We start from the raw sequence: 22,152 nt of genomic DNA, 5'->3' as shown, positions 1-22,152 counted from the left end.
GGCTTTCGTCGAATGCCGCATCAAGCCGTATTACCTGCACCACGGGGACCTGGCGCCGGGCACCGCGCATCTGCGCACCACGATCGACGAGGGGCAGGCGCTGATGCGGCAGTTGCGCGGCCATGTTTCCGGCCTGTGCCAGCCGGATTACGTGCTGGATATCCCCGGCGGTTTCGGCAAGGCGCCGGTCGGCCCAGACTATTTGTCGCGGGAACGTGAAGCGCCCGGGGAATCGGGCTATCGTATCGTCGATTACTGCGGCGACGTTCACCTCTACCCACCGAAACCGTGAGCGTTGAAGTTGGCTGAACTGTTTAGGGTCGGAGAAGTCCAATGAAAAAAATCATCGCGGCCGTCGCTTGTCTGGCGATGCTGGGAAGCTCGCTGGCGAGCGCGCAGGATTCGACGCGCAATGCGCCGCCGACGTCGGTGAAACGCGCCCAGCAGGGCGACCAGCCGCGTTCGGTCGTGACTGCGCCGGTCGGTCACCGTCAGCCGCGGCCCGGCGACCTGCCCGCGGAAACCGGCAGCAACGATCCCGGCAGGATCGACGCCCAGGACCGCGAGCTCGACCGCATGATCAAAGGCATCTGCAAGGGCTGCTGAAGTGACAAGGTAGGGTGGGCAAAGGCGCCCTTGCGCCGTGCCCACCGTCTGTACGGTGGGCACGCCAACGCGCGCTGCGCGCACGCTGGCTTTGCCCACCCTACGAAAGGTGACGCCTCAAACCTTGTTGCGGGCCGCCAGCGCCACGCCAATCAGCGACGCGCCGCCGATCACCAGGTTGATGCCGACCAGCAGGCCGATCGCCCATTCCGCCGAGCCGGGCAGGCCGGAGATGATGAAGAACGCGATCAGGATGTCCATCGCGCCGGAGAACGCCATCCAGCTCCAGCGCTCGGACAATTCCTTGCGGTGCTGCAGGGCGTACATGATCGAGGCGACGCCTTCGGCGAGGAAATAGGCCGCGACCACGAAGGTCAGGGTCAGCAGGCCTTGGGCGGGCCTGGCGAGCAGGATCAGGCCGGCACCGATGCCCAGCACGGCCGAGGCCAGCGACCACCAGAAGCCCGGCGACTGCCTGGCCCAAAACGTCATCACCAGTCCGGCGATGCCGGAGACCAGGAACATCCAGCCCAGCATCACGGTGACGGCGATGCCGGCGACCGGCGGCACGATGATCGCGGCAAGGCCGAGGATGACCAGCACGACGCCTTCGAACAGGAAAGCCTTCCAGTGCGCGCGTACGGCTTCGCTCATTTTCGACTGCAGGGCCGCGAGGTCCGAAGGAAGCGTCATATCAAAATTCCCGATGCCGGCGCCGATGGGCTGGCTGAAGCCCGACTATACAACCGGTAGCGGGACACGGGAAGTTTGTTGGACTCAATGCTGCCCGGACATCACGTGGCCGCCGGGCGCTGCGGCGCGCAGCCGGTTGCGGCCGAGGATATAGGCGGTCGTGGTCAGCACCAGCAGGACGATGCCGATGGCGATCGAGACGAAACCGAGCGGGATCAGCAACATGGTGACGTTGCGGTCGGGGTTGCTGAACCAGTGCTGGATCGAAGACAGCAGGAAGGCGGTTCCGGCAAAGCCGGCGCCGCCGCCGGCCAGCAGCAGCGCCCACATGCCGCGCAACTGGCGAAGCCGTTCGCGCGACACTTCGGTATGCGGTGCGTGGTGGGCGCCGATCCGGCGCACCAGCCGCGCTGCCAGCGCGATAGTGCCGAAACCGATCGCCAGGCCGGCGGCCTCGAGCACCCGGCGCATCACGCCGACGACCTCGGGATACTGCTGCAGCGTCAGCAGCGGCAGGTCGAACGCCGCGTGCAGCGAGACCGGCGCCAGCACCACCAGCAAGGGGGTGCGGATAAAGGCGAGGCCGTCGCGGCGATGCGCGCCGAGCGCCCGCCCGGAACGGGCGATGGCGATGTAGGCGCCGGCAATGACCCCGAGCGCGCCGTGGAACGGCACCGTCAGCACGCTGCGCAGCACCGCCAGCGAACGCCACATCTCGGGATATTGCATGAGGTAAACGAGGTTCTCATAGGCAGCGAAGCCGAGCCCGGCGGCGGCGCCATAGACCACGGTGTCCATCGGGTCGGCGGAGCGGGCGCGCTGGGTGGAAACTGCGAGGATCACCAGGATCTTGACGATCTCCTCGGGCGCCGCGACGGCGAACAGCGCATGCAGCAGCATGGCCAGCGTCGGGTTGTCGGTGAGGCCGGAGATCGCCGCGAACAGCGCGCGGGCATAGCCGAGCAGCGAGATGCTGGCGGCGCCCAGCCCAAACGCGGCCCAGACCAGTCCCGGAGGTCCCGGCCGCTCGTCGGCGGCGACGACCAGCCACAGCACCAGCAGAGCGGGCGCGACGGCAGCGATGCCTATGACGGTGGGGAGCGATTCGAGCAGGTTCATCGGTGGACAAGTATAGCGACCGTGTCGCCGCGCGACAGGGCGAGGGTGGCCGCGGATCGCGGCCAAAAGCCGCCTTTCCGGCACGGTGGAACCATTTTGCGTCCGGCCGATTGGGCTGCAGAAGCCCACGAGTCAGCAGGATGCAGCCATGACCGACGACGCCACCACACCTCCCTACATCTACGAAGGCGTCGATCCCGTGCCGGAGCCGAAATCGACGATCTCGGAGACGATTTCGGAAGTCACCGACACCGTGAAAGACACCGTCCACCGCCTTGGCGATGCCATCGAATCCGGCAAGAAGCCCGGAATGCCGTTGAGCATCCTGGCCAATGTTGCCCGCGAGGCGCCGCTAGGCTCGTTGCTCGTGGCCTTCCTGCTCGGCGTGGCGGTAGCGCGGCGGCGCTAGCGATCACGCATCACACCGATGCCTTCGATATTTTCTTCGCGAGATGTCCGGTCTCGTGGTCGCGGCGGAGCTGACCGAGCGAGGTCTCGTTGAGTTTCAGCAGAATGTCGCTGAGCGTCGCGGTGTCGGGATGGCCGGCGGCGAAGTACTTTCCGTAGATCTTGCGCAGCGTGGCCAGCGATGTGGTGCCGTACTTATGGGTGATCTCGCCATCCTTGTTGTGATGGCGTTCATCGAGGGCATGTTTCATGTTCGCTCCCTGCCGGGGAACACGCATGACCTTGCAACTTGAGCGATGCAGGTTGCGTCCGGCACGACAGAGTAGGCGCGGGACGGCGAATTCGACAAGCGCGGATTAATTGGATGCCAAGCGTGCCGCGCAGCAATCAGCCGCGAGATTTGCTGCGACCGCGTTGCACGACGGCCTTCGGCTTGCCCCGGGTTACAGCGGCGCGCGCGCGGCGGCGGGGGCGTTCACGCACGGAGGAGGGGGCTGCGGCTTCCGGCGCCGCCTGCGCGCTGGCGAAGGACTGCCGGATGTTGTCGAGCGAACCGGTGAGGTTGCCGACCTGCTCATTGAGCTTGCGGGTCTCGGCCTGCTGCAGAGCAAGAAGTTTCGTCATCACCACCAACTGATCCTGCACCACCTGCAACTGGTCGATCGACTGCTGCTGGGTTTCTTCGATGCCCTTGGTCTTTTCCACCAGTTGCTCGGAGGCTTGCGCGACGCGGGCCTGATTGACGCGAGCGATCGTAACGCGCTCCTGCTCCGGCGCGGTGCCGGTGTAGCCGCGCCAAACCGCGATGCAGCCGATGCCGATCACGACGACAGCAAGCACGGCGGCGGCCAGCAGGACGGGTTGAGGACCTATGCGCCAGGGCGCGTTCGTCTTGGACATGTGTGGCATGACGTCAACCATGAAGAACAAAGTCTCCGGGGAAGCGATGGTTCCTGGCCAGTCGCGGCCGTCCACGGGCTAATTCTGCACGGGAAGCGGATTAATTCCAACGAAAATCATGGCCGCGACCAAATCGAGCGGCGCCGATGCACTCCGGAAGGCAAATAGTGCGCCGTCCGAAATAGATCTGCGAACTTGTATACTATTGAAATCGTTTTGTAATTTAAGTTGAACTAATACATTAAAATCGCTGTCGCGTAGTGGCCGAGCGCTGGCTTAGCTTCGTCTCGGTTGAGACGGTCCAATAATTCTGGTGCGCAAAATACCGCATCGCGATCCAGCTCGGCCGTCCGGAATCGTCGCTGCTGAGGACATCTCGGACTAGCTTTCTCAGGTCTCGCTTCATGCATTTTGACCTAAGACGGCGGATGACTACACGCCGCATCGGCAGCACTATCGATTCATCCGTCGGCAACATTCGCGAGGTCCCTTTCACGCTGCGGGAGTGGCCGAGAACGTCGCCAGATGCTCTCGAGGAGCATGCCCCCCGACATCGACGCGACGAAGACAAATAAGCGCGGTGATAACGTCGCGAGACTTTCCAACGCCGGTCCTGGGCACAAGCCGACAAGACCCCAACCGATCCCAAATAGCGTTGCTCCCAGAATGAGGGGCTGATCGATTTTGGACTTGGTCGGCCAGAGGCTTTTCGCGGCGAAGAGAGGCCGGGAACGGCGCTTCGCCAGCATGAAACCCGGTATCGACACCGTGAGTGCGGCGATCATAACGATGGCCAAGCTTGGATCCCACGCGCCAAAGATATCGAGAAAGGCCAAAACCTTTGTCGGTTGTACCATTCCCGAAATCAGCAGGCCGGCGCCGAACACCAATCCGCACAACAGCGAAGCGGTCATTAGCATCGTCAGACTCCGAACACGTGACGGGTGATCGCGACGGTTGCGATTGCCGCCAGCATGAAGATGGCCGTTGCTGCGACAGAGCGACTGGACAGCCGCGCCACTCCGCAGATGCCGTGACCGGAGGTGCAGCCGCCCCCGAGCCTTGTGCCGAAGCCGACCAGAAGGCCTGCTATTATTATGATGCTCCAACTGGCCGGCATTCCTGGCGACGGCATTTGGTGGCCCATCACGCCGGCAATCAAAGGTGCCAGAATGAGCCCCGCGATGAAAGCGATGCGCCAGCCTTTATCGTCGCCGCTGAAATCGAGCACCCCGCCGAATATGCCGCTGATTCCGGCAATCCGGCCGGTCAACAGCATCAGCATCACGGCGGATAACCCGATCAGCCCGCCGCCGATTGCGGCGGATATCGGAGTGAAATGGGCCATGACGCTCTCCATCATTTCTGACGCGGGATCTCGGAGGCTTCGTTTCGCTTGCTACAATCGCGTCACCCGCAGGCGCAAGGCGTTCCCGACCACGCTGACCGAGGATAGCGCCATGGCCGCCGCGGCAATGATGGGCGAGAGCAGGATCCCGAACGTCGGATAAAGGATACCCGCTGCGATCGGGATACCGGCGGCGTTGTAGATGAACGCGAAGAACAGGTTCTGGCGGATGTTGCTCATGGTCGCCTGTGAAAGCTTGCGCGCACGAACAATGCCGCCCAGGTCGCCCTTCAGCAGGGTGATGCCGGCGCTTTCCATCGCAACGTCGGTGCCGGTTCCCATGGCGATGCCGACTTCAGCGGCGGCCAGCGCCGGGGCGTCGTTGACGCCGTCGCCGGCCATGGCGACGATCCGTCCGGCCTTCTGCAGTCTGGCGACCACGGCGCTCTTCTGGTCCGGAAGCACCTCGGCCTCGACGTCGGTAATCCCCAGCGACCGAGCGACGGCGTTTGCCGTGGTGCGGTTGTCGCCGGTCAGCATGATGACCTTCACGCCTTCCTCTGCCAGAGCCTTGAGCGCCGCCGGCGTCGATGGCTTGACCGGGTCGGCAATGGCGAACAGCCCGGCGAGCTTGCCATCGACGGCGATGTTGATGACCGTGGCGCCGTCCGCCCGCATGCGTTCGCCCTCCGCGTCGAGCGACTGGCTCTCGACGCCGAGCGAGGTCAAGAACTTCGAATTACCCAGCAGGATGGATTTGCCATCGACCTTGCCCGCGGCCCCCTTGCCGGTGGGCGAGTCGAATTCCTCCACCCTGCTCAAAGCGAGATTCCGCTCTTTGGCGGATCGCACGATGGCATCGGCGAGAGGGTGTTCGCTGGCCCGCTCGACGCTGGCGGCCAGTCGCAGGATTTCGTTCTCGTCGAATCCCGCTGCCGGAACGATCGCGACGACCTTCGGCTTGCCTTCGGTCAGCGTCCCGGTCTTGTCGACCACCAGGGTGTCGATCTTCTCCATGCGCTCCAGGGCTTCGGCGTTCTTGATCAGAACGCCGGCCTGTGCGCCGCGCCCGACGCCGACCATGATCGACATCGGCGTGGCCAAGCCGAGCGCGCAAGGACAGGCGATGATCAGGACACTCACCGCCGCGACGAGGCCGAACGCCATTCGGGGCTCCGGACCGAAGGTGGCCCAGGCCCCGAAGGCGACGATGGCCACAGCGATCACCACGGGCACGAACCCGCCGGCGACCTTGTCGGCGAGCCGCTGGATCGGCGCGCGCGAGCGCTGCGCCTCCGCCACCATCTTGACGATCTGTGAAAGCAGCGTGTCGCGTCCAACCTTGTCGGCGCGCATCACGAAACCGCCGGACTGATTGAGGGTGCCCGCAATCACCTTGCCGCCGGCCTCCTTGGTGACCGGCATGGATTCCCCGGTCACCAGCGACTCATCGAGCGACGACCGGCCTTCCAGAATGACGCCATCGACGGGGACCTTCTCGCCCGGCCGGACGCGCAGCCGGTCGCCGACGGCCAGGCTGTCGATCTGGACTTCGTGGTCGGCACCATCGTCCCCGATGCGACGGGCGGTCTTGGGGGCAAGCTCGAGCAGAGCCTTGATCGCGCCGGATGTCGCCGCACGGGCGCGCAACTCGAGGACCTGACCGAGCAGGACGAGGACCGTAATCACTGCAGCGGCTTCAAAGTAGATCGCAACCGCGCCATCATGGCCGCGGAAAGCTGCGGGAAATATCCCGGGGGCGACGGTTCCCACGACGCTGTAGAGGTAGGCAACGCCGGTGCCCATCGCGATCAGCGTGAACATGTTGAGGTTGCGCGTCAGCAGCGATTGCCAGCCGCGCACGAAGAACGGCCAGCCGGCCCAGATCACGACAGGCGTGGCGAAGACAAGCTGGATCCAGTTGGACAAGGTTGGATCGACCCAGCCGTGGCTCCCGACGAGGTGGCCGCCCATTTCAAGGACCACCGGCGGGATCGCCAGCGCCAATCCGATCCAGAAGCGGCGCGTCATGTCGGCCAGCTCCGGATTGGGCGGCGCATCCAGGCTGGCCACCTCGGGCTCAAGCGCCATGCCGCAGATCGGGCAGCTTCCGGGCCCGAGCTGGCGGATCTGCGGATGCATCGGGCAGGTGTAGATCGCTCCCGCCGGCACGTCGGCTTTCGGCGTGCCCTTGTCGAGATATTGTTGCGGGTCGGCGACAAATTTGGTCCGGCATCCTGCCGAGCAGAAATGATAGGTCTCGCCGCGATAGTCGGACCGATGCTGGCTTGTCGCGGGATCGACGGTCATCCCGCAGACGGGATCGCGCACGGTCTTCTCGCCATCGGAATGATGGGCGCCATGATGATGGCTGGAATGATCGTGACCTCCGCCGCAGCACCCGCCCTTGGTCGCTGCAACGGCTGGAGCCGGCGTCGTTGTCGATGGCGCCGCCGCCTTGGACGAGCAGCAGCCCCCGGAATTCCCCGAAGCGACTTCCGCATTTGCGTTCGCATTTGCGTTCTTGGCGTCGGTCATTACCTTCTCCGTAGCTCACTTGTCACCCATACCTGGTAGGGGTATATAGCCACAATGCGAAACGACATCAAGACATCCTGCCAAAAACGCCTCAGCCGGATCGAGGGACAGGTCCGCGGCCTGTCCAAGATGGTCGAAGAGGATCGCTACTGCATCGATATCGTCACGCAGATCTCTGCGGTTCGCGCGGCGCTGCGGCGTGTCGAGGAAGAAATCCTGAAGGATCACGTGTCCCACTGCGTCGAACACGCCATTGCGAGTGGCGACAAGGCCGATCAGCGGGCCAAGATATCCGAACTCATGGCAGTCATCGGTCGGGCCGACCGGTAGTCTGCGCCCTGAATCGCGGCGGCGGGTTGATGCTGATCAATGCCGTCCGATCGAAAGCCGCTCGTGTGCCATCGTGGCGTGGTTCGAACTGCGCGAACGTAAGCGGGCAAAAGCAGGGCAACAAGAATGGCAGCGCGTAACGTGGAAACCCGGCGAAAACCCGAGCATGTCGTTTGCCTCGGCCACCGATAGGGGGCCGAGAGCATCGTATGGCGTCTTTATCAATGATTTCAGAGGGGTAGTTTGGTGCTCCCTAGCGGAATCGAACCGCTCTCTCCACCGTGAAAGGGTGGCGTCCTAACCGATAGACGAAGGGAGCAAAAACGTTGGCAAAAGTGCGACTCGTTAAAAGTCGTCCCAGCCGCCGTTTCGCCAAGGCTTATCTCAAATAACCTCGTGACGTCAAAGCCTTGGAGCTGATCTTGTCACGCGCTGCGCCGAACCGAAGGCAGTTGATTGGGCGGCAGCGGCCGAACGTATAGTGGCGTTTCGCGGGAGGGGCAAGTCGCCTGCGAGATATCTCGGTTGAAGCCGCCAGAGCCGCGCCCGCGCCGCCACTTTTCCGGGTTTAGCACTGTGTCGCAACGGTTCTTAAAGCATGCGAGGCGTAGGAGGAGGGCCTGGAGTGGTACGATGGCCGTGACGAAAAAACGCGATGTGCGCCGATCGGTGCAGCAGCCTGGCTGGATTACGCTCGAAGGCGGATTCGCGGTCCGGCCGTGCAACGTGCTGGATCTGTCGGCAACCGGGGCCAAGGTGGTGGTCGATGATCCCGGCTCTGTGCCGATGAAGATCCGCTTGGCGTTTGCGCGCGACGCCCGCACCGGCCGCGCCTGTGAAGTGGTATGGCGCCGCGGCAAGACGCTCGGCGTCCGTTTCGTCTGATCGCCGGAGCCTGCCATGCGGCCCGACATCGTGATCCCCGTGCTGATGAGCTGCGCGCTGCTGTGGTGGATCGGCCGCGGTATGGGCTGGACCACGCGGCTGCTGGTGGCCGCCATCACGCTGGTGCTGATCGTCGCCATCCTGCTGGTCGAGCGCTCGCTGCAATAGCGCTCAGGACATCGGCGGCGCGACGAATTCCTGGAAGCCGGGGCGACGGGCTATGGTCTCGAACCAGCGCTGCAGATGCGGTAGCGCGGGGCGGTTGACGCCCTCGACGCCGAGCCAGCGCCGCGCATAGGCGCCGATGGCGATGTCGGCGAGGCTGAACGCTTCGCCTTCCATGTAGGCGCGATCCGCCAACTGGCGATCAACGATGCGCCACTGCACCGCGGCGGTGTCGGCGGCCTGCTGCATCGCGACCACGTCGCGCTCCGCGACCGGGGTTCGCACCAGGCCCCAGAACAACGGCCGCTCCACCGGCTGCAGCGTCGACAGCGTCCAGTCGAGCCAGCGCTCCATGCCGGCGCGGACCTTCGGCTCGGCGGGATAGATCTGCGAGGTGCTGGCATGGGTCAGCGCCAGATAGCGCATGATCGAATTCGACTCCCACAGCGCAAAGTCGCCATCGACCAGCGTCGGCACGCGGCCGTTCGGGTTCATCGCCAGATAATCGGCATCGCCAGTGCGGCCGTACTGCATGCCGGCGTCGATGCGCGTGAACGGCACCGCGAGTTCGCGGCAGCACCACAGCACTTTTTGTACGTTGACCGAATTGGCGCGGCCCCAGATCTGCAGCGTCGGTGGCGATGATGGCACGGTGAGCTTCCTCTGGCGCGGTGAAGATCTGCGCTGGTTTAGCCATCAACCGACCCTCGCGGCAAGGCCGAGAAGCGTGAGCGCAGCGCACAAAAAATCAGGCCCCGTGCGAGCGGAGCCTGATTGGTCGTCGTATCAGCCTGATGTCAGCGACCGAAGAACAGCCACAGTAGAAGGATCACCGGAATCGGCACACCCAGCAGCCAAAGCAAAAGTCCACGTCCCATCGTCGTCGCCTCCATGAAAAAAACTTCGCATCATGAACGCGACACCCCGCATCGGGTTCCACCCGATGCGGATGACGGCGGAATTGTTTTGCTACCAATGTCCGGTATTCGGCATCGAGCTCCACGGCTCCTGCGGCGGCAGCGCGTCGCCCTTCTGCAGCAGCTCTATCGAATGCAGATCGGGCGAGCGCACGAATGCCATCTGGCCGTCGCGCGGCGGGCGGTTGATGGTGATGCCGAGCTTCATCAGGCGGTCGCAGGTCGCGTAGATATCATCGACCTCGTAAGCCAGATGGCCGAAATAGCGGTCCTCGCCGTATTTCTCTTCTTCCCAGTTGTAGGTCAGTTCGATCAGCGGCGCGCCGCGGCCCTTGACCTGCGCCAGCAGCCCTTCGTCTTCGGCCGCGCACAGAAACACCAGGGTGAACTTAGCCTTGTCGTTGGTGATGCGGCGGACTTCCTTGAGCCCGAGTGCGTCCTGATAGAACTTCAGCGCGACGTCCAGATTGCGGACGCGAAGCATGGTGTGGAGGTAGCGCATGTCGGATCTCCCGTCGGGATGAGTGGCAGTTCGGGCGCTGGATAGCAGAAGAAGGCGGGCAGGGGCAGGGTGGCTTTCGCCAGGTGGCGTGGAACTGCGGGTCGCTAGATGAACATCTGGCCGACCGCCAGCACGACCATGGTGCCAATGCCGATCTGGATCAGCAGACGCATACGTCGGTCGCGGCGGGCAAATTCGCGATGCGACTGGCCGGTCATGAATTCGTGGAGAAGGTGGCGGTCGTGCATCGGCGGCTCCGTGGTTGCCGGCATAGAATCTGCGTCGCGATTCGCCGTCAACCGAAACAGGCTGTGGACAACGGGGACAGACGCCGATTGCGAATTGGCCGGAGGCATCTGTCCACGCAGCGAGCCGGGGCACGCTTCGACACAATCGTGTCCAGCGCGCCAACCCGGGAAATTAACGATCGGAAACAGCTTCGTTCAAATTGGCGGCGGCCGATAACCTTCAAAAGTTAGGTTAAAACGCGAGTTCGATTGTGGTGGCGCGCCGGAGCTGTATGTGTAGGGCTGGCGAGGGTCATCATGTCCAGCTCATTCCATACGGCCGATCGACAAACCCACCGGCGCGTGATGCTGGTCGGCCTGCTGTTCTGCACGGCGTTCGTGCTGGTGAGCTACTTCGCGCGCGAGCAGCCGGAAAACACCTACGTGCTGAAGAAGGCCGACCGCATCGTCCGCACTGCAGGCGGGTCGGCGTCTGCGCACTGATCCTCGGCGGGTTGTTGCCGCGATGCGGCCAGCCGATGTCGTCGATTAACGACTTGCCACCAGCCGCAATCGCGGCTTCAGCATGTCCTCGAGATCTTCAGCCAGTTGCCGCACGCGCGGATCTTTCGACGTTGCGGCGCACACCGAGAACTGATGCACCGAACGGGCGAGGGCTTCGCGCTCCTCGCGGGTGCGGGTAATGTGCGGATGCGCCAGTCGCATCACCATATCGCCGAGGTTCACCAGCAACTCGTCGATGATTTTTTCAATCTTGTCGATCTGTTCGATCACGCGCTACTCCACTGACTGGGCCAACGCGTCGTTCGGACGACGCATTCGCCGGATGTTGAGTGGGCAATGGGGACAAAGGTGGGCTGTTCCGACACAGCGCGCGCTATGGTGAACGATACGTAAACGTCCGTCGGACGGTTCCGCGGACGCGCGAGCCAGAACGAAAATTTTGCCGTTCCTGCAACCATCAAAAATAGATGGCGTTATCTGGCGAGTGTTATGAAAGGAGCTCGACATGAACCTGAAAAAGACAGCCTTGATCCTGGCAACGGTTGCGGCGATCGGCGCGACCGCGGTCACGGCGCCGGCCGAGGCGCGCGGTCGCGGATGGGGGCCTGGCCCGGCGATCGGATTTGGTCTGGCGGCCGGCGCGCTCGCCGCGGGTGCCTATGGCGCCTACGGACCGTATGGCTACGGCCCCGGCTATTATCGCCCGCGCTATTATCGGCCGGCCTATTACGGTTACGGCCCGGGCCCCTACGCCTATTACGGAGGTCCGCGTTACTATCGCCACTACGGCTACTGGTGATGTGATCGACTAACGACGAAGGCCCGGAGCAAAATCCGGGCCTTCGCTGTGCAAGGGTGATCGTTGAAGCCCGCTGTCTAGTGCCCTTGTTGGTGCTCTTGGTCCTCGAAGCTGATCCAATCGATCGTGCGCACCTTCTCGATGGTGGCTTCGTAGTAATCCTCGCGCTCGCGCTGGAACCTGGCCTGGGTTTCCCTGAAATCGGCGACGCGACGTTCGATATCGGCGCGCTCCGCCGAAATTCGCTCTTCGTTCATGGCAGTTCCTTCGATTTATTCGGTAACCAGCATCGCCATCAAATGCGGCGTCAATCGGATGCGACGAACAAGTCCGGTGGATTGGCTGCGCGCGCAGGTTGCGCCGAGCAGCCTATCAACAGCCTGCCTGCATCCGCGCCTACGACGCCCGGCGGCGCGGTACTTCCCTCGATGGCGGGCAGTTGCTGTCGGTTCCCGGCGTTTTTTCCTCGATATCGGCATCGCGCCGATAACTGGCGGCGATATCTTCGAATTCCTTGCGGGATTCCGGAGTTTGCATGGTTTTGGCGACGCGGTCGGCGACGAGGGCCTGCTCGCGTAAGTAAATGCTCCACGCAGACATATGACATGCCTCCAATAAAAAACCCCGCGTCACAGTGGGTGATGCGGGGTTCTGTTTCACCCAGAGGGTGACTGGAATAGCAACGGCCTCGTCGGCCGAAAGTTCCGTCAGGTCGCCGTCTCCGGGGCGAGTGCCTCCTCAAAGTCCCGCATCCGTGCGGAAATCCAGTCTTCATCCGCGCAACTCAGCAGCAGCATTTCCCGCTCCGCTCGCCGGCAGAACTCGGGATCCGGATCGATGCTCTTCCAAAGTTCGATACGTGCCTGCAAATCCATGATGTTCTCCCTCGCGTCCCAATACGCCGCCAACCCGTTTGGATTCGTGATGCTCCGGTGACGGATCGGCTGCGAATGTTCTTATTTTGTTCTAGTTCATGTCGCCGATTTTGTCCATCGGAATGGCGTGGGTTTTGCCCGGAAATGCAGCGGATCGGAGTCCGTACCGCGGCCCCGAAAAGAGTCTCCGCTTGGGCGAGAGCCGGCGCCGGATAACAGAGCGGTCATCCGCAAATTTCTGCAAATCCCGCGCAAGGCATTTGGAAACTGTCGCAGCCTTCGGCTATAACGCCGCCCAGACCAGCGCCCTGGCAGAACCTTCGCGCTCCGTCTTGCAGGGGAACGGTATGGACAAGCAGGCGATGCGCGAAGAGGCCGAGCGCCTGATCCGCGAAAGCATGGAGCGCAAGGCCATCGTCGTGAAGCAGGGCGATACCCGGATCATGGCGGTATGCGGCAAATGCGGCGCGCCGAACAAGGTCACGGCGCCGAAGGGCGTCGCCCGCGTTAGCTATGCCTGCAAGGAATGCGGACACAAGCAACACACGCTCTGACCGCCGCGCCGAAGTAGGCGCGAAAATTGCTTTGGAGTTGGCGACGGCGTGGGCAGTCATGCGGTCGGACGGCTTGGCCGAACGGGCGCAAATATTTTTTAAGGGCGTGAAACCTTAACCCATGGACCCGTATTAGGACGCTGCTGTTGGGTGTCGGGGATTAGAAATGCGTATCGCGTTGTCGGGGACTTTGGGATTTCTTGCTGCGGCTGTGGCGACGCCATCGCTGGCGCAAACCATCCGGACGTCGGAGCCGTTGTTGCTGGCACCGTACGAGATCGCGCTGGTGCAGGATGGCAGCTGCGCCATCGGCCAGGTGCTGAAGGTCACCGGGGCGATCCGCGGCCTGCGCCGCAAGAAGCTCTGCATTCCGCTCGGCGAAGTCCAGGCCTCGCTCGGCATGATGCGATAGGCCGCATTTACCGCGTCGCGGATACTGGCCGTTAACGCTGGATCGATGGTCTCCTTTAAGGACGGGCGCGCCGTGGTAGCCTACGGAGATGATCCAGCTTGTCCCGGTTGCAACGGTATTGGCTTCCGAGCGCGGCGTGCAGCCGGCGCCGGTGATCGACGCGTCGGATGCATCACAGCGCGACTATTGGGCCTACCGGCTCAACATTTCATCGACCGAGTTGAGCGCCGCCATCGATCAAGTCGGCTCGTCGGTGGCTGCGGTGCGCCGACATCTCGGCAAATAGGCCGCGACCTTCAAACAGACCATTGCCGACAGACGAAAGCCCCGCCGGGGGAGGACGGGGCTTTCGGAAGAATAGAGCATCGGGGAGCTGCTCCGGTGTTACAACCGGGTGTCCTTTGAATCGTTCCCGAGCACTGTTCGGATTTTGGCTTTCACCGTTTCGCAATAGGCTTCGCGCTCCTCGATGATCCGGCTCTGCCGGGCGCGGAACGCTTCTACGCGCTGCATGATGTCGGCACGCTCCGAAACCAGGGTGGCCAGCGGCTTGGACGACCTCGCTGCGCGCGTAGCCGGAACCGGCTGTGGAGCGGCGATCACCGGCGCTGGCGCAGCGGCCGCATTCAACGTAGCAGCGGCCTCTTCAGAATCGGATCTGCCGGAAGCGGGAGTGCCGGCCGCGCGCATTTCGGCGGCAGCCATCAGCGGAGCGGGATGCGCCGCCGCAACTTCCTGTACAAACGCCAATGTCTGCGCCACCAGCCGGTCGCGCTCTTCCATCCACGATGTCATGACATGTACCTCAAGCCCGTAGGCATTTGATCCAAGATAACTGAGCACGTCAATCAAATTGCGAACGGGAGGTTGACGTGGATAATCACGGCGTGCGGCTTGCGGCGCAGACGGCTTCCCGATAGCTCGGAACAAACGGAGATTGTCATGGCCAAGATCGATCTGGACTCACTGAGCATCGAAGAGCTCGCGGCGCTGCGCGATCAGGCTACTGACAAGCTGGCGGAGAAAGTTGCCGCGCGGCAGGCCGAACTTGAAGCCGAGCTGGAAAAGCTGTCGCACTACGGCAAGTCGGTGAAGAAGTCGCAGGCCACGCCAGTGGCGAAGCCGAAGAAGGACGAAGCCTCCAAGGACGAGTCCGCGAAGGACGTGTCGCGCGCCGCTTGAGCGTGCGCAACACGTCGATTGGTATTTTAGTACTGTAAAGGCGCTTTATTCGCCTCGTTTGAATTGTTATTCTGAGTGCGGTGCTCCGGCACCGTCGCGCATTTACATTTTAGAGAGCGTGCGGGGAGCCTATTCAGACTCCAAGCGATCCACGCCATGCATTTTATTGGAGCGCAGGATGCCGATCCCCCAGATCAAATCGCTTTCGGTCACCGAACTGCTCGCGCTACGCGAGGCCGTCGATCGCCAGTTGCAGGAGCGTCGCGCCGAATTGCAGGCGCAACTGGCGCAGATCGGCAGCAACGGCAAGGCCAGCACGGCCAAAGGCACGACGGTGCCGCCGAAGTATCGGCATCCGAAGACAGGCGAGACCTGGACAGGCCGTGGCGGCGTCGCCGGCTGGCTGGCGAAAGAACTGGCGGCCGGCAAGAAGCGCGACGACTTCCTGATCGTGAAAGCGGCGAAAAAACCACGCGGCAAAACGAAGTAGGCGACGCTCCCAGAGTTTGCGTGCCTGCCGACGACGGGCGTGGCACTGGTCGGCGGTCTGCGGCATTGTCGCGGGTACAGTCTGCACCGGATCCTCTCGATGATAGCAACCAGTCTCAGCAGCGGCGTCGAGCGGCTTGGCGACATGATCGCCGGAGCCGCGACCATCGTGCCGTTCACCGGCGCCGGCATTTCCACCGAAACCGGCATTCCGGATTTCCGTTCGCCTGGCGGCATATGGACGCGCAATCGGCCGATTCCGTTTGACGAGTTCGTCGCCAGCCAGGACGCCCGCAACGAAGCGTGGCGGCGGCGGTTCGCGATGGAGCAGACCTTTGCCGCCGCACGACCGGGGCGGGGACATCGCGCGCTGGCGTCGTTGTACAAGGCCGGAAAGATTCCAGCCGTCATCACCCAGAACATCGACAACCTGCACCAGGCCTCGGGCTTCGACGCTGCCGACGTCATCGAGCTGCACGGCAACACCACCTACGCACGCTGCATCGGCTGTGGAAAAGACTATGAGCTGGCCTGGGTGAAAACGAGCTTCGACCACGACGGGCAGGCGCCATCGTGCACGGTCTGCGATCAGCCGGTGAAGACCGCGACGATCTCGTTCGGCCAGGCGATGCCGGAAGCGGAGATGCGCCGCGCGACCGAACTGGCGCAACGCTGCGACCTGTTCATCGCGATCGGTTCATCGCTGGTGGTATGGCCGGCCGCGGGTTTTCCGCTCCTCGCGAAACAGTCCGGCGCCAAACTCGTGATCATCAACAACGAACCGACCGAACAGGACTCCGAGGCCGACCTTGTCATCCGCCACGACATCGGCGAGACGCTGGCACCGTTCGTCGGTAACTGATGGATGATTGATTCGTCGGAGCGCAAGCCTGTTCATAGCTCGCACTGTGTTCGTTTTTTGTCTTTGCCGAACAACCGACAGTGTTATCTTCGATGTGCGAGATTCGCGGCGCGTCATCATGAATTGTCATCGATGGGCACGCGGGGGTGGCTGTCAGTTGCGAAGACGGTCCGCAATCAGGTGTGGGATCCGGGGTCATGGGGTCGGACGGATTTGAGTCCAAGCGGTTGGGAAGCCCGATACCGGGTGGCACCGGTTCACAACGATCCGGACCGACGGAATTATCTGGTAGTGCCGATCATCGCGACGCGCTGGACCCTTTTGCGGGTCTGGGCCACGGCGAGTCGGCCGATCTCGTCGAGATCAGCGGCGTCATCAAATGGTTCGACGCTTCGAAGGGTTATGGCTTCATCATCCCCGACAATGGCGCGGCCGACGTGCTGCTGCACGTCACCGTGCTCCGCCGCGATGGCTACCAGACCGCCTATGAAGGCGCCCGTCTGGTGGTCGAATGCGTCCAGCGTGCCAAGGGTTACCAGGCGTTCCGGATCGTCTCGATGGACGAGTCCACCGCGATCCACCCGGCGCAGATGCTGCCGCCGCGCACCCATGTTAGCGTGACGCCGACCAGCGGGCTTGAGCGAGCGCAGGTGAAATGGTTCAACCGGCTGCGCGGGTTCGGCTTCCTGTCCTGCGGCGAGGGCACCCCGGACATCTTCGTCCACATGGAAACCCTGCGCCGCTTCGGCATGACCGAGCTGCGCCCCGGCCAGTATGTGCTGGTGCGTTTCGGGCCCGGCTCCAAGGGCATGATGGCCGCCGAGATCCAGCCGGAATCCGGCGCCCCGGGACTGTCGTCGCACTGATTACGACCTGCGGCGCGCCACGACGGCCATGCATCGTCATCACGTCGCTGTGCAGCCCTACCGTCTGGTATTTGCCATCATCGTCAGGCTAGGGTCGCGGCGCCCGGCGCTCCGACCGGGTTTTGCGGTGGATTGCTGTCGATGAATTTTCCTGGTTTCGCCCGTTGCCGTGCTTCCTTGCTGGCGCTGGCCGCGCTGCTCCTGATGGTGTCGCCGAACGGGGCGGTGCGGGCCGCGGAGGTGCAGCCGCTGGAGATCGTCACCAAGTCCGGCGTGCAGATGTTCTCCGTCGAGATGGCCACCACCGACAAGGAACGCGAAACCGGCCTGATGTACCGCAAGGAACTCGCCGACGGCCGCGGCATGCTGTTCGATTTCTCCCCCGAGCAGCAGGTCTCGATGTGGATGAAGAACACCTTCATCTCGCTGGACATGATTTTCATCGGCGCCAACGGCCGGATCCTGCGCATTGCCGAGAATACCGAGCCGCAATCCACCCGCATCATTCCGTCCGGCGGCCCCGCCAAGGGCGTGCTGGAGGTGATCGCCGGCACCGCCAAAAAATATGGCATTGCCCCCGGCGACCAGATCGTGCACCCGCTGTTCAAGGCGCGCTGAGCGGGCGGGGCAACCCGCAGACGCGCCTTGCTGGCGCGCCCCGAAGCGTGTATCGACACCGCATCGTCGGGGTATAGCGCAGCCTGGTAGCGCGGCAGTTTTGGGTACTGCAGGTCCAAGGTTCGAATCCTTGTGCCCCGACCATACCCCACTGACATTTCATGTAATTTTCGCCGTTATTGTGATGCGCGGTCGATTTGACGTGCCGTTGGCGTCACGCGCTCCCTTAGCCCACAAGCGCGTTGATAGGCGGCGCCGGACGCATCCATTCCTTGTCATGGAACATCTTCGCCTTTGTCGTGAATCTGTCATGTCCGGCCTGTAGCTGCTGCCGTTGAACGATCTGCTTGGCATCGCCGACAGACAACATTTAATTGCCAGCCGGAGACTCCTATGAAGATGCGTTTTGCTGTTGCAGCGCTGTTTGCTGTCGCGTTTCTCGCGCCGCAGGCGCCCGCCCGGGCCGCCGACGTGATCTGCTACAATTGTCCGCCGGAATGGGCCGACTGGGCGTCGATGGTCAAGGCGATCAAGGCCGACCTCAATATCGAGATGCCGCACGACAACAAGAATTCCGGCCAGGCGCTGGCGCAGATCCTCGCCGAGAAGGCCAATCCGGTCGGCGACATCGGCTATTTCGGCGTCACCTTCGGCATGAAAGCCAAGGCGCAGGATGCGCTGGAGCCCTACAAGCCCGTCCATTGGGACCAGGTCGATGCTGGCCTGAAGGATCTCGACGGCTACTGGACCACGATCCATTCCGGCACGTTGGGCTTCTTCGTTAACAAGGATGCGCTGTCCGGCGCGCCGGTGCCGAAGTGCTGGGCGGATCTGCTGAAACCCGCCTACAAGGGTATGGTCGGCTATCTCGATCCGTCCTCGGCGGCGGTCGGCTATGTCGGCGCCGTCGCGGTCAACCTGGCGCTTGGCGGTTCGGCGGAGAATTTCGAGCCCGGCCTGCAATTCTTCAAGGACCTCAAGAAGAACGATCCGATCGTGCCGAAGCAGACGTCCTACGCCCGCGTGGTGTCCGGCGAAATGCCGATCCTGCTCGACTACGACTTCAACGCCTACCGCGCCAAGTATTCGGAGAAGGGCAATTTCGAATTCGTGATTCCCTGCGAAGGCTCGGTGGTGTTTCCCTATGTCGTCGGCCTCGTGAAAAACGCGCCGGACAAGGACAAGGCCAAGAAGGTCATGGACTATCTGTTGTCCGACAAGGGCCAGGCGATCTGGACCAACGCCTATCTGCGTCCGGCCCGCAAGATCGAGCTGCCGGAAGCCGTGAAGGCCAAATTCCTGCCGGACAGCGACTATGCCCGCGCCAAAAGCGTCGACTGGGGCAAGATGGAGCTGGCGCAAAAAAGCTTCACCGACCGCTACCTCGCCGAAGTCCGCTGATCGTGTAAGCTCGATCTTCTTCCTTCTCCCCTTGTGGGAGAAGGTGGCGCGGCGAAGCCGCGACGGATGAGGGGTTACTTGGCGCGGAGCTTTTTGGCTACCCCTCACCCGACCGCGCTGACGCGCGGCCACCCTCTCCCACAAGGGGGGAGAGGAAGAAAGCGCGCCAGAATGTACCATGTCGCATAGAACCTTTGTCTGGATCTGCCTGCTGCCGCTCGTGGTGGTGACGATCGCCTTCTTCCTGCTGCCGATAGCGCAGCTGGTGGTGGTCGGCGCCACCGGCCCGCGTGGGCTCAGTGCCTACCTCGCCATCCTCACCGAGCCGCGTTACCGCGCCACCATGATCAACACCGTGGTGCTCGCCGCGGCGACCACGATCGCCACTTTGGTGATCGCGACCATCGCCGGACTGTTCCTGCAGCGCCATCGCTTTCCCGGACGCGCCGTGCTGATCGCGATGCTGACCTTTCCGCTGGCATTTCCCGGCGTGGTGGTCGGCTTCCTGATCATTCTGCTGGCCGGGCGGCAGGGCCTGATCGGTGCGATTAGCAATGCGGTATCAGGCGAGAAGATCGTGTTTGCCTATTCGATCTTCGGGCTGTTCCTCGGCTATCTCTACTTCTCGATTCCGCGCGTGATCCTGACCATCATGGCCGCGGTGCAGAAGCTCGATGTCGGGCTGGAGGAGGCCGCGCGCTCGCTCGGCGCCAGCCCGTGGGCGGTGCAGCGCGACGTGGTGCTGCCGGCGCTGGGACCGGCTTTCGTGGCCTCCGGCGCCATTGCGTTTGCCACCGCCATGGGCGCGTTCGGCACGGCTTTCACCCTGGCCACCAATATCGATGTGCTGCCGATGCTGATCTATACCGAGTTCACGTTGGCGGCGAATTTCTCGATCTCGGCGGCGCTTTCGATCGGGCTCGGCGTCATCGCCTGGGCGATCCTGGCGCTGGCGCGGTCGTTCAGCGGCGGCGCCGTCGCGGCGGCGGGGTAGGCCATGCGCGATCGCCTGATCTTTCTCGGCCAGCTCGGCTTCACATTGCTGGTCGCCGCTTTCCTCGTGGTGCCGGTGATCCTGTCGCTGTCGGCCGGAGTTACCGTGAATTACTTTCGCGGCATCCAGTCCGGCATCACCCTGCAATGGGTGAGGCAGGTGTGGGAGCTCTATGCCGGCGAAATCTTCCTGTCGTTCGTCATCGCCATCGCCACGCTCGTCGTGACGCTGGTCGTCGGCGTGCCCGCGGCCTACGCGCTGCATGTGCGCGGCGGAAAACTGTCGCGCGTGATCGAGGAAATCATCACGCTGCCGCTGGCGATCCCCGGCCTCGCCATCGCGCTGGCGCTGCTACTCACCTATGGCGGCTTCGGCAGCTTCCGCCGCTCCTGGCTCTTCATCCTCGCCGGCCATGTGATCTTCACCATGCCGTTCATGGTGCGATCGGTGATGGCGGTGTTTGCCAGCATCGACATCAAGACGCTGGACGAGGGCGCGGCCTCGCTCGGCGCCTCGCCGTGGCGACGCTTTCGTAACGTCATCGTGCCCAATGCAATGCCCGGCATTCTGGCGGGATCGCTGATGGTGGTGACGCTGTCGCTCGGCGAGTTCAACCTGACCTGGATGCTGCATACACCGCTGACCAAGACGCTGCCGGTCGGTCTCGCCGACGCCTATGCGTCGATGCGGCTCGAGGTCGCCTCCGCCTATACGCTGATTTTCTTTGTCATGATTGTCCCGCTTCTGGTGGCGATGCAGATGTTTGCCGATGAGGGCCAGAAGAGATGAGTGCAATCGCAGGACACGGCGCCGCCGTGCATATCGAACGCTGCGGCAAGACTTTTCCGGACGGCACGCAAGCGCTGGCGCCGGCCTCGCTCGACATCGTCAGCGGCGAGACGCTGGTGCTGCTCGGCCCCTCCGGCTGCGGCAAGACCACCATGCTGCGCATCATCGCCGGGCTTGAGCAGCCCGACGCCGGCGGCCGCGTGCTGTTCGATACCAACGACATGACCCCGGTGCCGATCGAACAACGCAATGTCGGCATGGTGTTCCAGTCCTATGCGCTGTTTCCCAACATGAGCGTGTCGGACAATATCGGCTACGGCCTGAAGATCCGCGGCATCGACGCCAAGGCCCGCGCGGCGCGTATCAAGGAGATGGTGGCGCTGACAAATATCGGCGGGCTCGAGGATCGTCGCATCGACCAGCTTTCCGGCGGCCAGCGCCAGCGCGTAGCGCTTGCCCGCGCCGTCGCGATCCGTCCGCGGGTGCTGCTGCTCGACGAGCCGCTGACCGCGCTGGACGCCTCGTTGCGCGACCGGCTGCGTGGCGAGCTGAACCGGCTGCTGCGCTCATTGGGCATCACCACGATCTACGTCACCCATGACCAGGCCGAAGCGATGGAGCTGGGCGACCGCATCGTGGTAATGCGCAAGGGCGCCATCGCGCAGATCGGTACGCCGCGCGAGATCTACTTCACGCCGCAGAGCCGCTTCGTGGCGGAGTTCGTCGGCGCGGCCAATATCGTCGAAGGGCCGGTGATTGGCAGGCGGTTGATGCTGACCGGCGGCAGCCTTGCGCTGCAAGAGGCGGCCGATATCGCTGCGGCCGTGGCCATGATCCGCCCGGAGACGATCCGCATTGTCGGGCAGGGCGATGCCTCCCTGACAGGCATCATCGACAGCGTCAGCTTCATTGGCGACCGGCTGCGACTCGTCGTCACCGGCGCCGCCGAGAAGCCGCTGGTGGTCGACGCCCCCAATACGATTGTCGCAGGAATCGGCGATCATGTGGGCTTGTCCGTTGCGCCGGAAGCCATCCGCCTGTTGCCAAGAGAAGACTAAGGGAAGTCCGATGCCGTCAAAACCGATCCTGATCGCCCAGATCTCCGATCTGCACATCAAGGCGCCGGGCGAACTGGCCTATGGCAAGGT

Annotated in this window: 34 protein-coding genes, 2 tRNA genes and 1 pseudogene; 22 read left to right on the top strand and 15 right to left on the bottom strand. The window is 63.3% G+C overall.

Going from position 1 to position 22,152, the window contains the following annotated elements:
- A pseudogene (locus JWR89_RS17215) lies at positions 1–292 on the top strand (lysine 2,3-aminomutase); the annotation flags it as partial.
- A 41-nt stretch (positions 293–333) separates the two neighbouring features.
- Complete coding sequence (locus JWR89_RS17210) at positions 334–606, top strand: hypothetical protein (RefSeq protein ID WP_299718277.1); 273 nt, start codon at positions 334–336, stop codon at positions 604–606.
- 117 nt (positions 607–723) lie between these two features.
- Here the strand turns inward: JWR89_RS17210 and JWR89_RS17205 are convergent, their stop codons facing one another.
- Together JWR89_RS17205 and JWR89_RS17200 are read right to left on the bottom strand one after the other, a co-directional pair.
- Positions 724–1,299, bottom strand: a complete 576-nt coding sequence (locus tag JWR89_RS17205) for an HdeD family acid-resistance protein (RefSeq protein ID WP_299718275.1) — start codon at positions 1,297–1,299, stop codon at positions 724–726.
- Positions 1,300–1,383: 84 nt separating this feature from the next.
- A complete protein-coding gene (locus tag JWR89_RS17200; protein WP_299718273.1) occupies positions 1,384–2,418 on the bottom strand; it encodes a PrsW family glutamic-type intramembrane protease in 1,035 nt (344 codons plus the stop codon).
- A 148-nt stretch (positions 2,419–2,566) separates the two neighbouring features.
- Between JWR89_RS17200 and JWR89_RS17195 the strand changes: the two genes are divergently transcribed.
- Positions 2,567–2,827: a hypothetical protein gene (locus tag JWR89_RS17195; RefSeq protein WP_299718271.1), complete on the top strand. Its 261-nt coding sequence runs from the start codon at positions 2,567–2,569 to the stop codon at positions 2,825–2,827.
- Positions 2,828–2,837: 10 nt separating this feature from the next.
- Here the strand turns inward: JWR89_RS17195 and JWR89_RS17190 are convergent, their stop codons facing one another.
- From JWR89_RS17190 to JWR89_RS17170, 5 genes are all read right to left on the bottom strand, one after another.
- Positions 2,838–3,077 (bottom strand): hypothetical protein, encoded by a 240-nt coding sequence (locus JWR89_RS17190; protein WP_299718269.1) that lies wholly within the window; start codon positions 3,075–3,077, stop codon positions 2,838–2,840.
- 136 nt (positions 3,078–3,213) lie between these two features.
- On the bottom strand, positions 3,214–3,801 hold the full coding sequence (locus JWR89_RS17185; protein ID WP_299718267.1) for a hypothetical protein: 588 nt from the start codon (positions 3,799–3,801) through the stop codon (positions 3,214–3,216).
- A 386-nt stretch (positions 3,802–4,187) separates the two neighbouring features.
- Positions 4,188–4,640: a YeeE/YedE family protein gene (locus JWR89_RS17180; RefSeq protein WP_299718265.1), complete on the bottom strand. Its 453-nt coding sequence runs from the start codon at positions 4,638–4,640 to the stop codon at positions 4,188–4,190.
- 8 nt (positions 4,641–4,648) lie between these two features.
- Positions 4,649–5,074 carry a YeeE/YedE family protein gene (locus tag JWR89_RS17175; protein ID WP_299718263.1) on the bottom strand — a complete coding sequence of 142 codons (426 nt, stop codon included), beginning with the start codon at positions 5,072–5,074 and terminating at the stop codon, positions 4,649–4,651.
- A gap of 51 nt (positions 5,075–5,125) precedes the next feature.
- The gene (locus JWR89_RS17170) at positions 5,126–7,612 is read right to left on the bottom strand and encodes a heavy metal translocating P-type ATPase (protein WP_299718261.1); all 2,487 of its coding nucleotides are present in this window, start codon (positions 7,610–7,612) and stop codon (positions 5,126–5,128) included.
- Positions 7,613–7,666: 54 nt separating this feature from the next.
- On the opposite strand from JWR89_RS17170, the gene JWR89_RS17165 reads away from it, so the two are divergent.
- On the top strand, positions 7,667–7,942 hold the full coding sequence (locus JWR89_RS17165; RefSeq protein WP_299718259.1) for a metal-sensitive transcriptional regulator: 276 nt from the start codon (positions 7,667–7,669) through the stop codon (positions 7,940–7,942).
- A gap of 244 nt (positions 7,943–8,186) precedes the next feature.
- Here JWR89_RS17165 and JWR89_RS17160 read toward each other — a convergent pair.
- A tRNA-Glu gene (locus JWR89_RS17160) sits at positions 8,187–8,261 on the bottom strand.
- Positions 8,262–8,575: 314 nt separating this feature from the next.
- Between JWR89_RS17160 and JWR89_RS17155 the strand changes: the two genes are divergently transcribed.
- The gene (locus tag JWR89_RS17155; protein ID WP_299718257.1) at positions 8,576–8,827 is read left to right on the top strand and encodes a PilZ domain-containing protein; all 252 of its coding nucleotides are present in this window, start codon (positions 8,576–8,578) and stop codon (positions 8,825–8,827) included.
- Between the two features lie 15 nt (positions 8,828–8,842).
- Entirely contained in the window at positions 8,843–8,995 is a 153-nt protein-coding gene (locus JWR89_RS17150; protein ID WP_299718255.1) for a hypothetical protein, read from the top strand.
- Between the two features lie 3 nt (positions 8,996–8,998).
- Here the strand turns inward: JWR89_RS17150 and JWR89_RS17145 are convergent, their stop codons facing one another.
- The 3 genes from JWR89_RS17145 to JWR89_RS17135 form a co-directional block, all read right to left on the bottom strand.
- Positions 8,999–9,643: a glutathione S-transferase gene (locus JWR89_RS17145; RefSeq protein ID WP_299718253.1), complete on the bottom strand. Its 645-nt coding sequence runs from the start codon at positions 9,641–9,643 to the stop codon at positions 8,999–9,001.
- 318 nt (positions 9,644–9,961) lie between these two features.
- Positions 9,962–10,411: a VOC family protein gene (locus JWR89_RS17140; RefSeq protein WP_299718251.1), complete on the bottom strand. Its 450-nt coding sequence runs from the start codon at positions 10,409–10,411 to the stop codon at positions 9,962–9,964.
- Positions 10,412–10,515: 104 nt separating this feature from the next.
- Positions 10,516–10,659, bottom strand: a complete 144-nt coding sequence (locus tag JWR89_RS17135; RefSeq protein ID WP_299718248.1) for a hypothetical protein — start codon at positions 10,657–10,659, stop codon at positions 10,516–10,518.
- Positions 10,660–10,956: 297 nt separating this feature from the next.
- Here JWR89_RS17135 and JWR89_RS17130 point away from each other — a divergent pair, with 297 nt between their 5' ends.
- Positions 10,957–11,142, top strand: a complete 186-nt coding sequence (locus JWR89_RS17130; protein WP_299718246.1) for a hypothetical protein — start codon at positions 10,957–10,959, stop codon at positions 11,140–11,142.
- Between the two features lie 45 nt (positions 11,143–11,187).
- Here the strand turns inward: JWR89_RS17130 and JWR89_RS17125 are convergent, their stop codons facing one another.
- Positions 11,188–11,433: a hypothetical protein gene (locus JWR89_RS17125; RefSeq protein ID WP_366142998.1), complete on the bottom strand. Its 246-nt coding sequence runs from the start codon at positions 11,431–11,433 to the stop codon at positions 11,188–11,190.
- 241 nt (positions 11,434–11,674) lie between these two features.
- Here JWR89_RS17125 and JWR89_RS17120 point away from each other — a divergent pair, with 241 nt between their 5' ends.
- On the top strand, positions 11,675–11,962 hold the full coding sequence (locus JWR89_RS17120; RefSeq protein WP_299718280.1) for a hypothetical protein: 288 nt from the start codon (positions 11,675–11,677) through the stop codon (positions 11,960–11,962).
- 77 nt (positions 11,963–12,039) lie between these two features.
- Here JWR89_RS17120 and JWR89_RS17115 read toward each other — a convergent pair whose 3' ends face one another.
- Entirely contained in the window at positions 12,040–12,219 is a 180-nt protein-coding gene (locus JWR89_RS17115; RefSeq protein ID WP_299718244.1) for a hypothetical protein, read from the bottom strand.
- Here JWR89_RS17115 and JWR89_RS17110 point away from each other — a divergent pair.
- The gene (locus tag JWR89_RS17110; RefSeq protein WP_299718242.1) at positions 12,218–12,541 is read left to right on the top strand and encodes a hypothetical protein; all 324 of its coding nucleotides are present in this window, start codon (positions 12,218–12,220) and stop codon (positions 12,539–12,541) included. The two genes, JWR89_RS17115 and JWR89_RS17110, sit on opposite strands and share 2 nt — an antisense overlap.
- Positions 12,542–12,669: 128 nt before the next feature.
- Here the strand turns inward: JWR89_RS17110 and JWR89_RS17105 are convergent, their stop codons facing one another.
- Positions 12,670–12,837: a hypothetical protein gene (locus tag JWR89_RS17105; RefSeq protein WP_299718240.1), complete on the bottom strand. Its 168-nt coding sequence runs from the start codon at positions 12,835–12,837 to the stop codon at positions 12,670–12,672.
- A 347-nt stretch (positions 12,838–13,184) separates the two neighbouring features.
- Between JWR89_RS17105 and JWR89_RS17100 the strand changes: the two genes are divergently transcribed.
- The 3 genes from JWR89_RS17100 to JWR89_RS17090 all read left to right on the top strand — a co-directional run bounded on the left by JWR89_RS17100 (position 13,185) and on the right by JWR89_RS17090 (position 14,089).
- On the top strand, positions 13,185–13,391 hold the full coding sequence (locus JWR89_RS17100) for a hypothetical protein (protein WP_299718279.1): 207 nt from the start codon (positions 13,185–13,187) through the stop codon (positions 13,389–13,391).
- Positions 13,392–13,557: 166 nt separating this feature from the next.
- Positions 13,558–13,803: a hypothetical protein gene (locus JWR89_RS17095; protein WP_299718237.1), complete on the top strand. Its 246-nt coding sequence runs from the start codon at positions 13,558–13,560 to the stop codon at positions 13,801–13,803.
- 88 nt (positions 13,804–13,891) lie between these two features.
- Complete coding sequence (locus JWR89_RS17090) at positions 13,892–14,089, top strand: DUF3606 domain-containing protein (protein WP_299718235.1); 198 nt, start codon at positions 13,892–13,894, stop codon at positions 14,087–14,089.
- Between the two features lie 98 nt (positions 14,090–14,187).
- Here the strand turns inward: JWR89_RS17090 and JWR89_RS17085 are convergent, their stop codons facing one another.
- Entirely contained in the window at positions 14,188–14,655 is a 468-nt protein-coding gene (locus JWR89_RS17085) for a hypothetical protein (protein WP_299718232.1), read from the bottom strand.
- Positions 14,656–14,745: 90 nt separating this feature from the next.
- On the opposite strand from JWR89_RS17085, the gene JWR89_RS17080 reads away from it, so the two are divergent.
- From JWR89_RS17080 to JWR89_RS17035, 10 genes are all read left to right on the top strand, one after another.
- Complete coding sequence (locus tag JWR89_RS17080) at positions 14,746–14,985, top strand: hypothetical protein (RefSeq protein ID WP_299718230.1); 240 nt, start codon at positions 14,746–14,748, stop codon at positions 14,983–14,985.
- 178 nt (positions 14,986–15,163) lie between these two features.
- Positions 15,164–15,475: an H-NS histone family protein gene (locus JWR89_RS17075; RefSeq protein ID WP_299718229.1), complete on the top strand. Its 312-nt coding sequence runs from the start codon at positions 15,164–15,166 to the stop codon at positions 15,473–15,475.
- Positions 15,476–15,574: 99 nt separating this feature from the next.
- Positions 15,575–16,336 (top strand): Sir2 family NAD-dependent protein deacetylase, encoded by a 762-nt coding sequence (locus JWR89_RS17070; protein ID WP_299718227.1) that lies wholly within the window; start codon positions 15,575–15,577, stop codon positions 16,334–16,336.
- A 197-nt stretch (positions 16,337–16,533) separates the two neighbouring features.
- Positions 16,534–17,202, top strand: coding sequence for a cold-shock protein (locus JWR89_RS17065; RefSeq protein WP_299718225.1), 669 nt, complete (start codon positions 16,534–16,536; stop codon positions 17,200–17,202).
- A 204-nt stretch (positions 17,203–17,406) separates the two neighbouring features.
- Positions 17,407–17,820 carry a DUF192 domain-containing protein gene (locus JWR89_RS17060; protein WP_299718278.1) on the top strand — a complete coding sequence of 138 codons (414 nt, stop codon included), beginning with the start codon at positions 17,407–17,409 and terminating at the stop codon, positions 17,818–17,820.
- A 67-nt stretch (positions 17,821–17,887) separates the two neighbouring features.
- Positions 17,888–17,964 (top strand) — tRNA-Pro (locus tag JWR89_RS17055).
- Positions 17,965–18,213: 249 nt separating this feature from the next.
- Positions 18,214–19,221 carry an ABC transporter substrate-binding protein gene (locus tag JWR89_RS17050; RefSeq protein ID WP_299718223.1) on the top strand — a complete coding sequence of 336 codons (1,008 nt, stop codon included), beginning with the start codon at positions 18,214–18,216 and terminating at the stop codon, positions 19,219–19,221.
- Positions 19,222–19,399: 178 nt separating this feature from the next.
- On the top strand, positions 19,400–20,215 hold the full coding sequence (locus JWR89_RS17045; protein WP_299718222.1) for an ABC transporter permease: 816 nt from the start codon (positions 19,400–19,402) through the stop codon (positions 20,213–20,215).
- A 3-nt stretch (positions 20,216–20,218) separates the two neighbouring features.
- Complete coding sequence (locus tag JWR89_RS17040) at positions 20,219–21,004, top strand: ABC transporter permease subunit (RefSeq protein ID WP_299718220.1); 786 nt, start codon at positions 20,219–20,221, stop codon at positions 21,002–21,004.
- Positions 21,001–22,062 carry an ABC transporter ATP-binding protein gene (locus JWR89_RS17035; RefSeq protein ID WP_299718217.1) on the top strand — a complete coding sequence of 354 codons (1,062 nt, stop codon included), beginning with the start codon at positions 21,001–21,003 and terminating at the stop codon, positions 22,060–22,062. Before JWR89_RS17040 ends, JWR89_RS17035 begins: the two co-directional genes overlap by 4 nt.
- Positions 22,063–22,152 lie beyond the last annotated feature (90 nt).

Source organism: Tardiphaga sp., assembly GCF_028290785.1.
Lineage (GTDB): Bacteria > Pseudomonadota > Alphaproteobacteria > Rhizobiales > Xanthobacteraceae > Tardiphaga.
The sequence above is the reverse complement of the archived record's forward strand: the minus strand, read 5'-3'. Positions and strand labels throughout refer to the sequence as shown.

Coding starts and splice junctions, on each gene's coding strand:
- JWR89_RS17110 (WP_299718242.1), top strand. CDS start 12,218: ATGGCAGTTCCTTCGATTTATTCGGTAACCAGCATCGCCATCAAATGC.
- JWR89_RS17090 (WP_299718235.1), top strand. CDS start 13,892: ATGATCCAGCTTGTCCCGGTTGCAACGGTATTGGCTTCCGAGCGCGGC.
- JWR89_RS17140 (WP_299718251.1), bottom strand. CDS start 10,411: ATGCGCTACCTCCACACCATGCTTCGCGTCCGCAATCTGGACGTCGCG.
- JWR89_RS17070 (WP_299718227.1), top strand. CDS start 15,575: ATGATAGCAACCAGTCTCAGCAGCGGCGTCGAGCGGCTTGGCGACATG.
- JWR89_RS17170 (WP_299718261.1), bottom strand. CDS start 7,612: ATGACCGACGCCAAGAACGCAAATGCGAACGCAAATGCGGAAGTCGCT.
- JWR89_RS17040 (WP_299718220.1), top strand. CDS start 20,219: ATGCGCGATCGCCTGATCTTTCTCGGCCAGCTCGGCTTCACATTGCTG.
- JWR89_RS17180 (WP_299718265.1), bottom strand. CDS start 4,640: ATGACCGCTTCGCTGTTGTGCGGATTGGTGTTCGGCGCCGGCCTGCTG.
- JWR89_RS17065 (WP_299718225.1), top strand. CDS start 16,534: ATGGGGTCGGACGGATTTGAGTCCAAGCGGTTGGGAAGCCCGATACCG.
- JWR89_RS17195 (WP_299718271.1), top strand. CDS start 2,567: ATGACCGACGACGCCACCACACCTCCCTACATCTACGAAGGCGTCGAT.
- JWR89_RS17095 (WP_299718237.1), top strand. CDS start 13,558: ATGCGTATCGCGTTGTCGGGGACTTTGGGATTTCTTGCTGCGGCTGTG.
- JWR89_RS17035 (WP_299718217.1), top strand. CDS start 21,001: ATGAGTGCAATCGCAGGACACGGCGCCGCCGTGCATATCGAACGCTGC.
- JWR89_RS17105 (WP_299718240.1), bottom strand. CDS start 12,837: ATGGATTTGCAGGCACGTATCGAACTTTGGAAGAGCATCGATCCGGAT.
- JWR89_RS17205 (WP_299718275.1), bottom strand. CDS start 1,299: ATGACGCTTCCTTCGGACCTCGCGGCCCTGCAGTCGAAAATGAGCGAA.
- JWR89_RS17190 (WP_299718269.1), bottom strand. CDS start 3,077: ATGAAACATGCCCTCGATGAACGCCATCACAACAAGGATGGCGAGATC.
- JWR89_RS17060 (WP_299718278.1), top strand. CDS start 17,407: ATGGTGTCGCCGAACGGGGCGGTGCGGGCCGCGGAGGTGCAGCCGCTG.
- JWR89_RS17100 (WP_299718279.1), top strand. CDS start 13,185: ATGGACAAGCAGGCGATGCGCGAAGAGGCCGAGCGCCTGATCCGCGAA.
- JWR89_RS17115 (WP_299718244.1), bottom strand. CDS start 12,219: ATGAACGAAGAGCGAATTTCGGCGGAGCGCGCCGATATCGAACGTCGC.
- JWR89_RS17130 (WP_299718246.1), top strand. CDS start 10,957: ATGTCCAGCTCATTCCATACGGCCGATCGACAAACCCACCGGCGCGTG.
- JWR89_RS17045 (WP_299718222.1), top strand. CDS start 19,400: ATGTCGCATAGAACCTTTGTCTGGATCTGCCTGCTGCCGCTCGTGGTG.
- JWR89_RS17210 (WP_299718277.1), top strand. CDS start 334: ATGAAAAAAATCATCGCGGCCGTCGCTTGTCTGGCGATGCTGGGAAGC.
- JWR89_RS17075 (WP_299718229.1), top strand. CDS start 15,164: ATGCCGATCCCCCAGATCAAATCGCTTTCGGTCACCGAACTGCTCGCG.
- JWR89_RS17080 (WP_299718230.1), top strand. CDS start 14,746: ATGGCCAAGATCGATCTGGACTCACTGAGCATCGAAGAGCTCGCGGCG.
- JWR89_RS17175 (WP_299718263.1), bottom strand. CDS start 5,074: ATGGCCCATTTCACTCCGATATCCGCCGCAATCGGCGGCGGGCTGATC.
- JWR89_RS17150 (WP_299718255.1), top strand. CDS start 8,843: ATGCGGCCCGACATCGTGATCCCCGTGCTGATGAGCTGCGCGCTGCTG.
- JWR89_RS17200 (WP_299718273.1), bottom strand. CDS start 2,418: ATGAACCTGCTCGAATCGCTCCCCACCGTCATAGGCATCGCTGCCGTC.
- JWR89_RS17155 (WP_299718257.1), top strand. CDS start 8,576: ATGGCCGTGACGAAAAAACGCGATGTGCGCCGATCGGTGCAGCAGCCT.
- JWR89_RS17135 (WP_299718248.1), bottom strand. CDS start 10,659: ATGCACGACCGCCACCTTCTCCACGAATTCATGACCGGCCAGTCGCAT.
- JWR89_RS17050 (WP_299718223.1), top strand. CDS start 18,214: ATGAAGATGCGTTTTGCTGTTGCAGCGCTGTTTGCTGTCGCGTTTCTC.
- JWR89_RS17165 (WP_299718259.1), top strand. CDS start 7,667: ATGCGAAACGACATCAAGACATCCTGCCAAAAACGCCTCAGCCGGATC.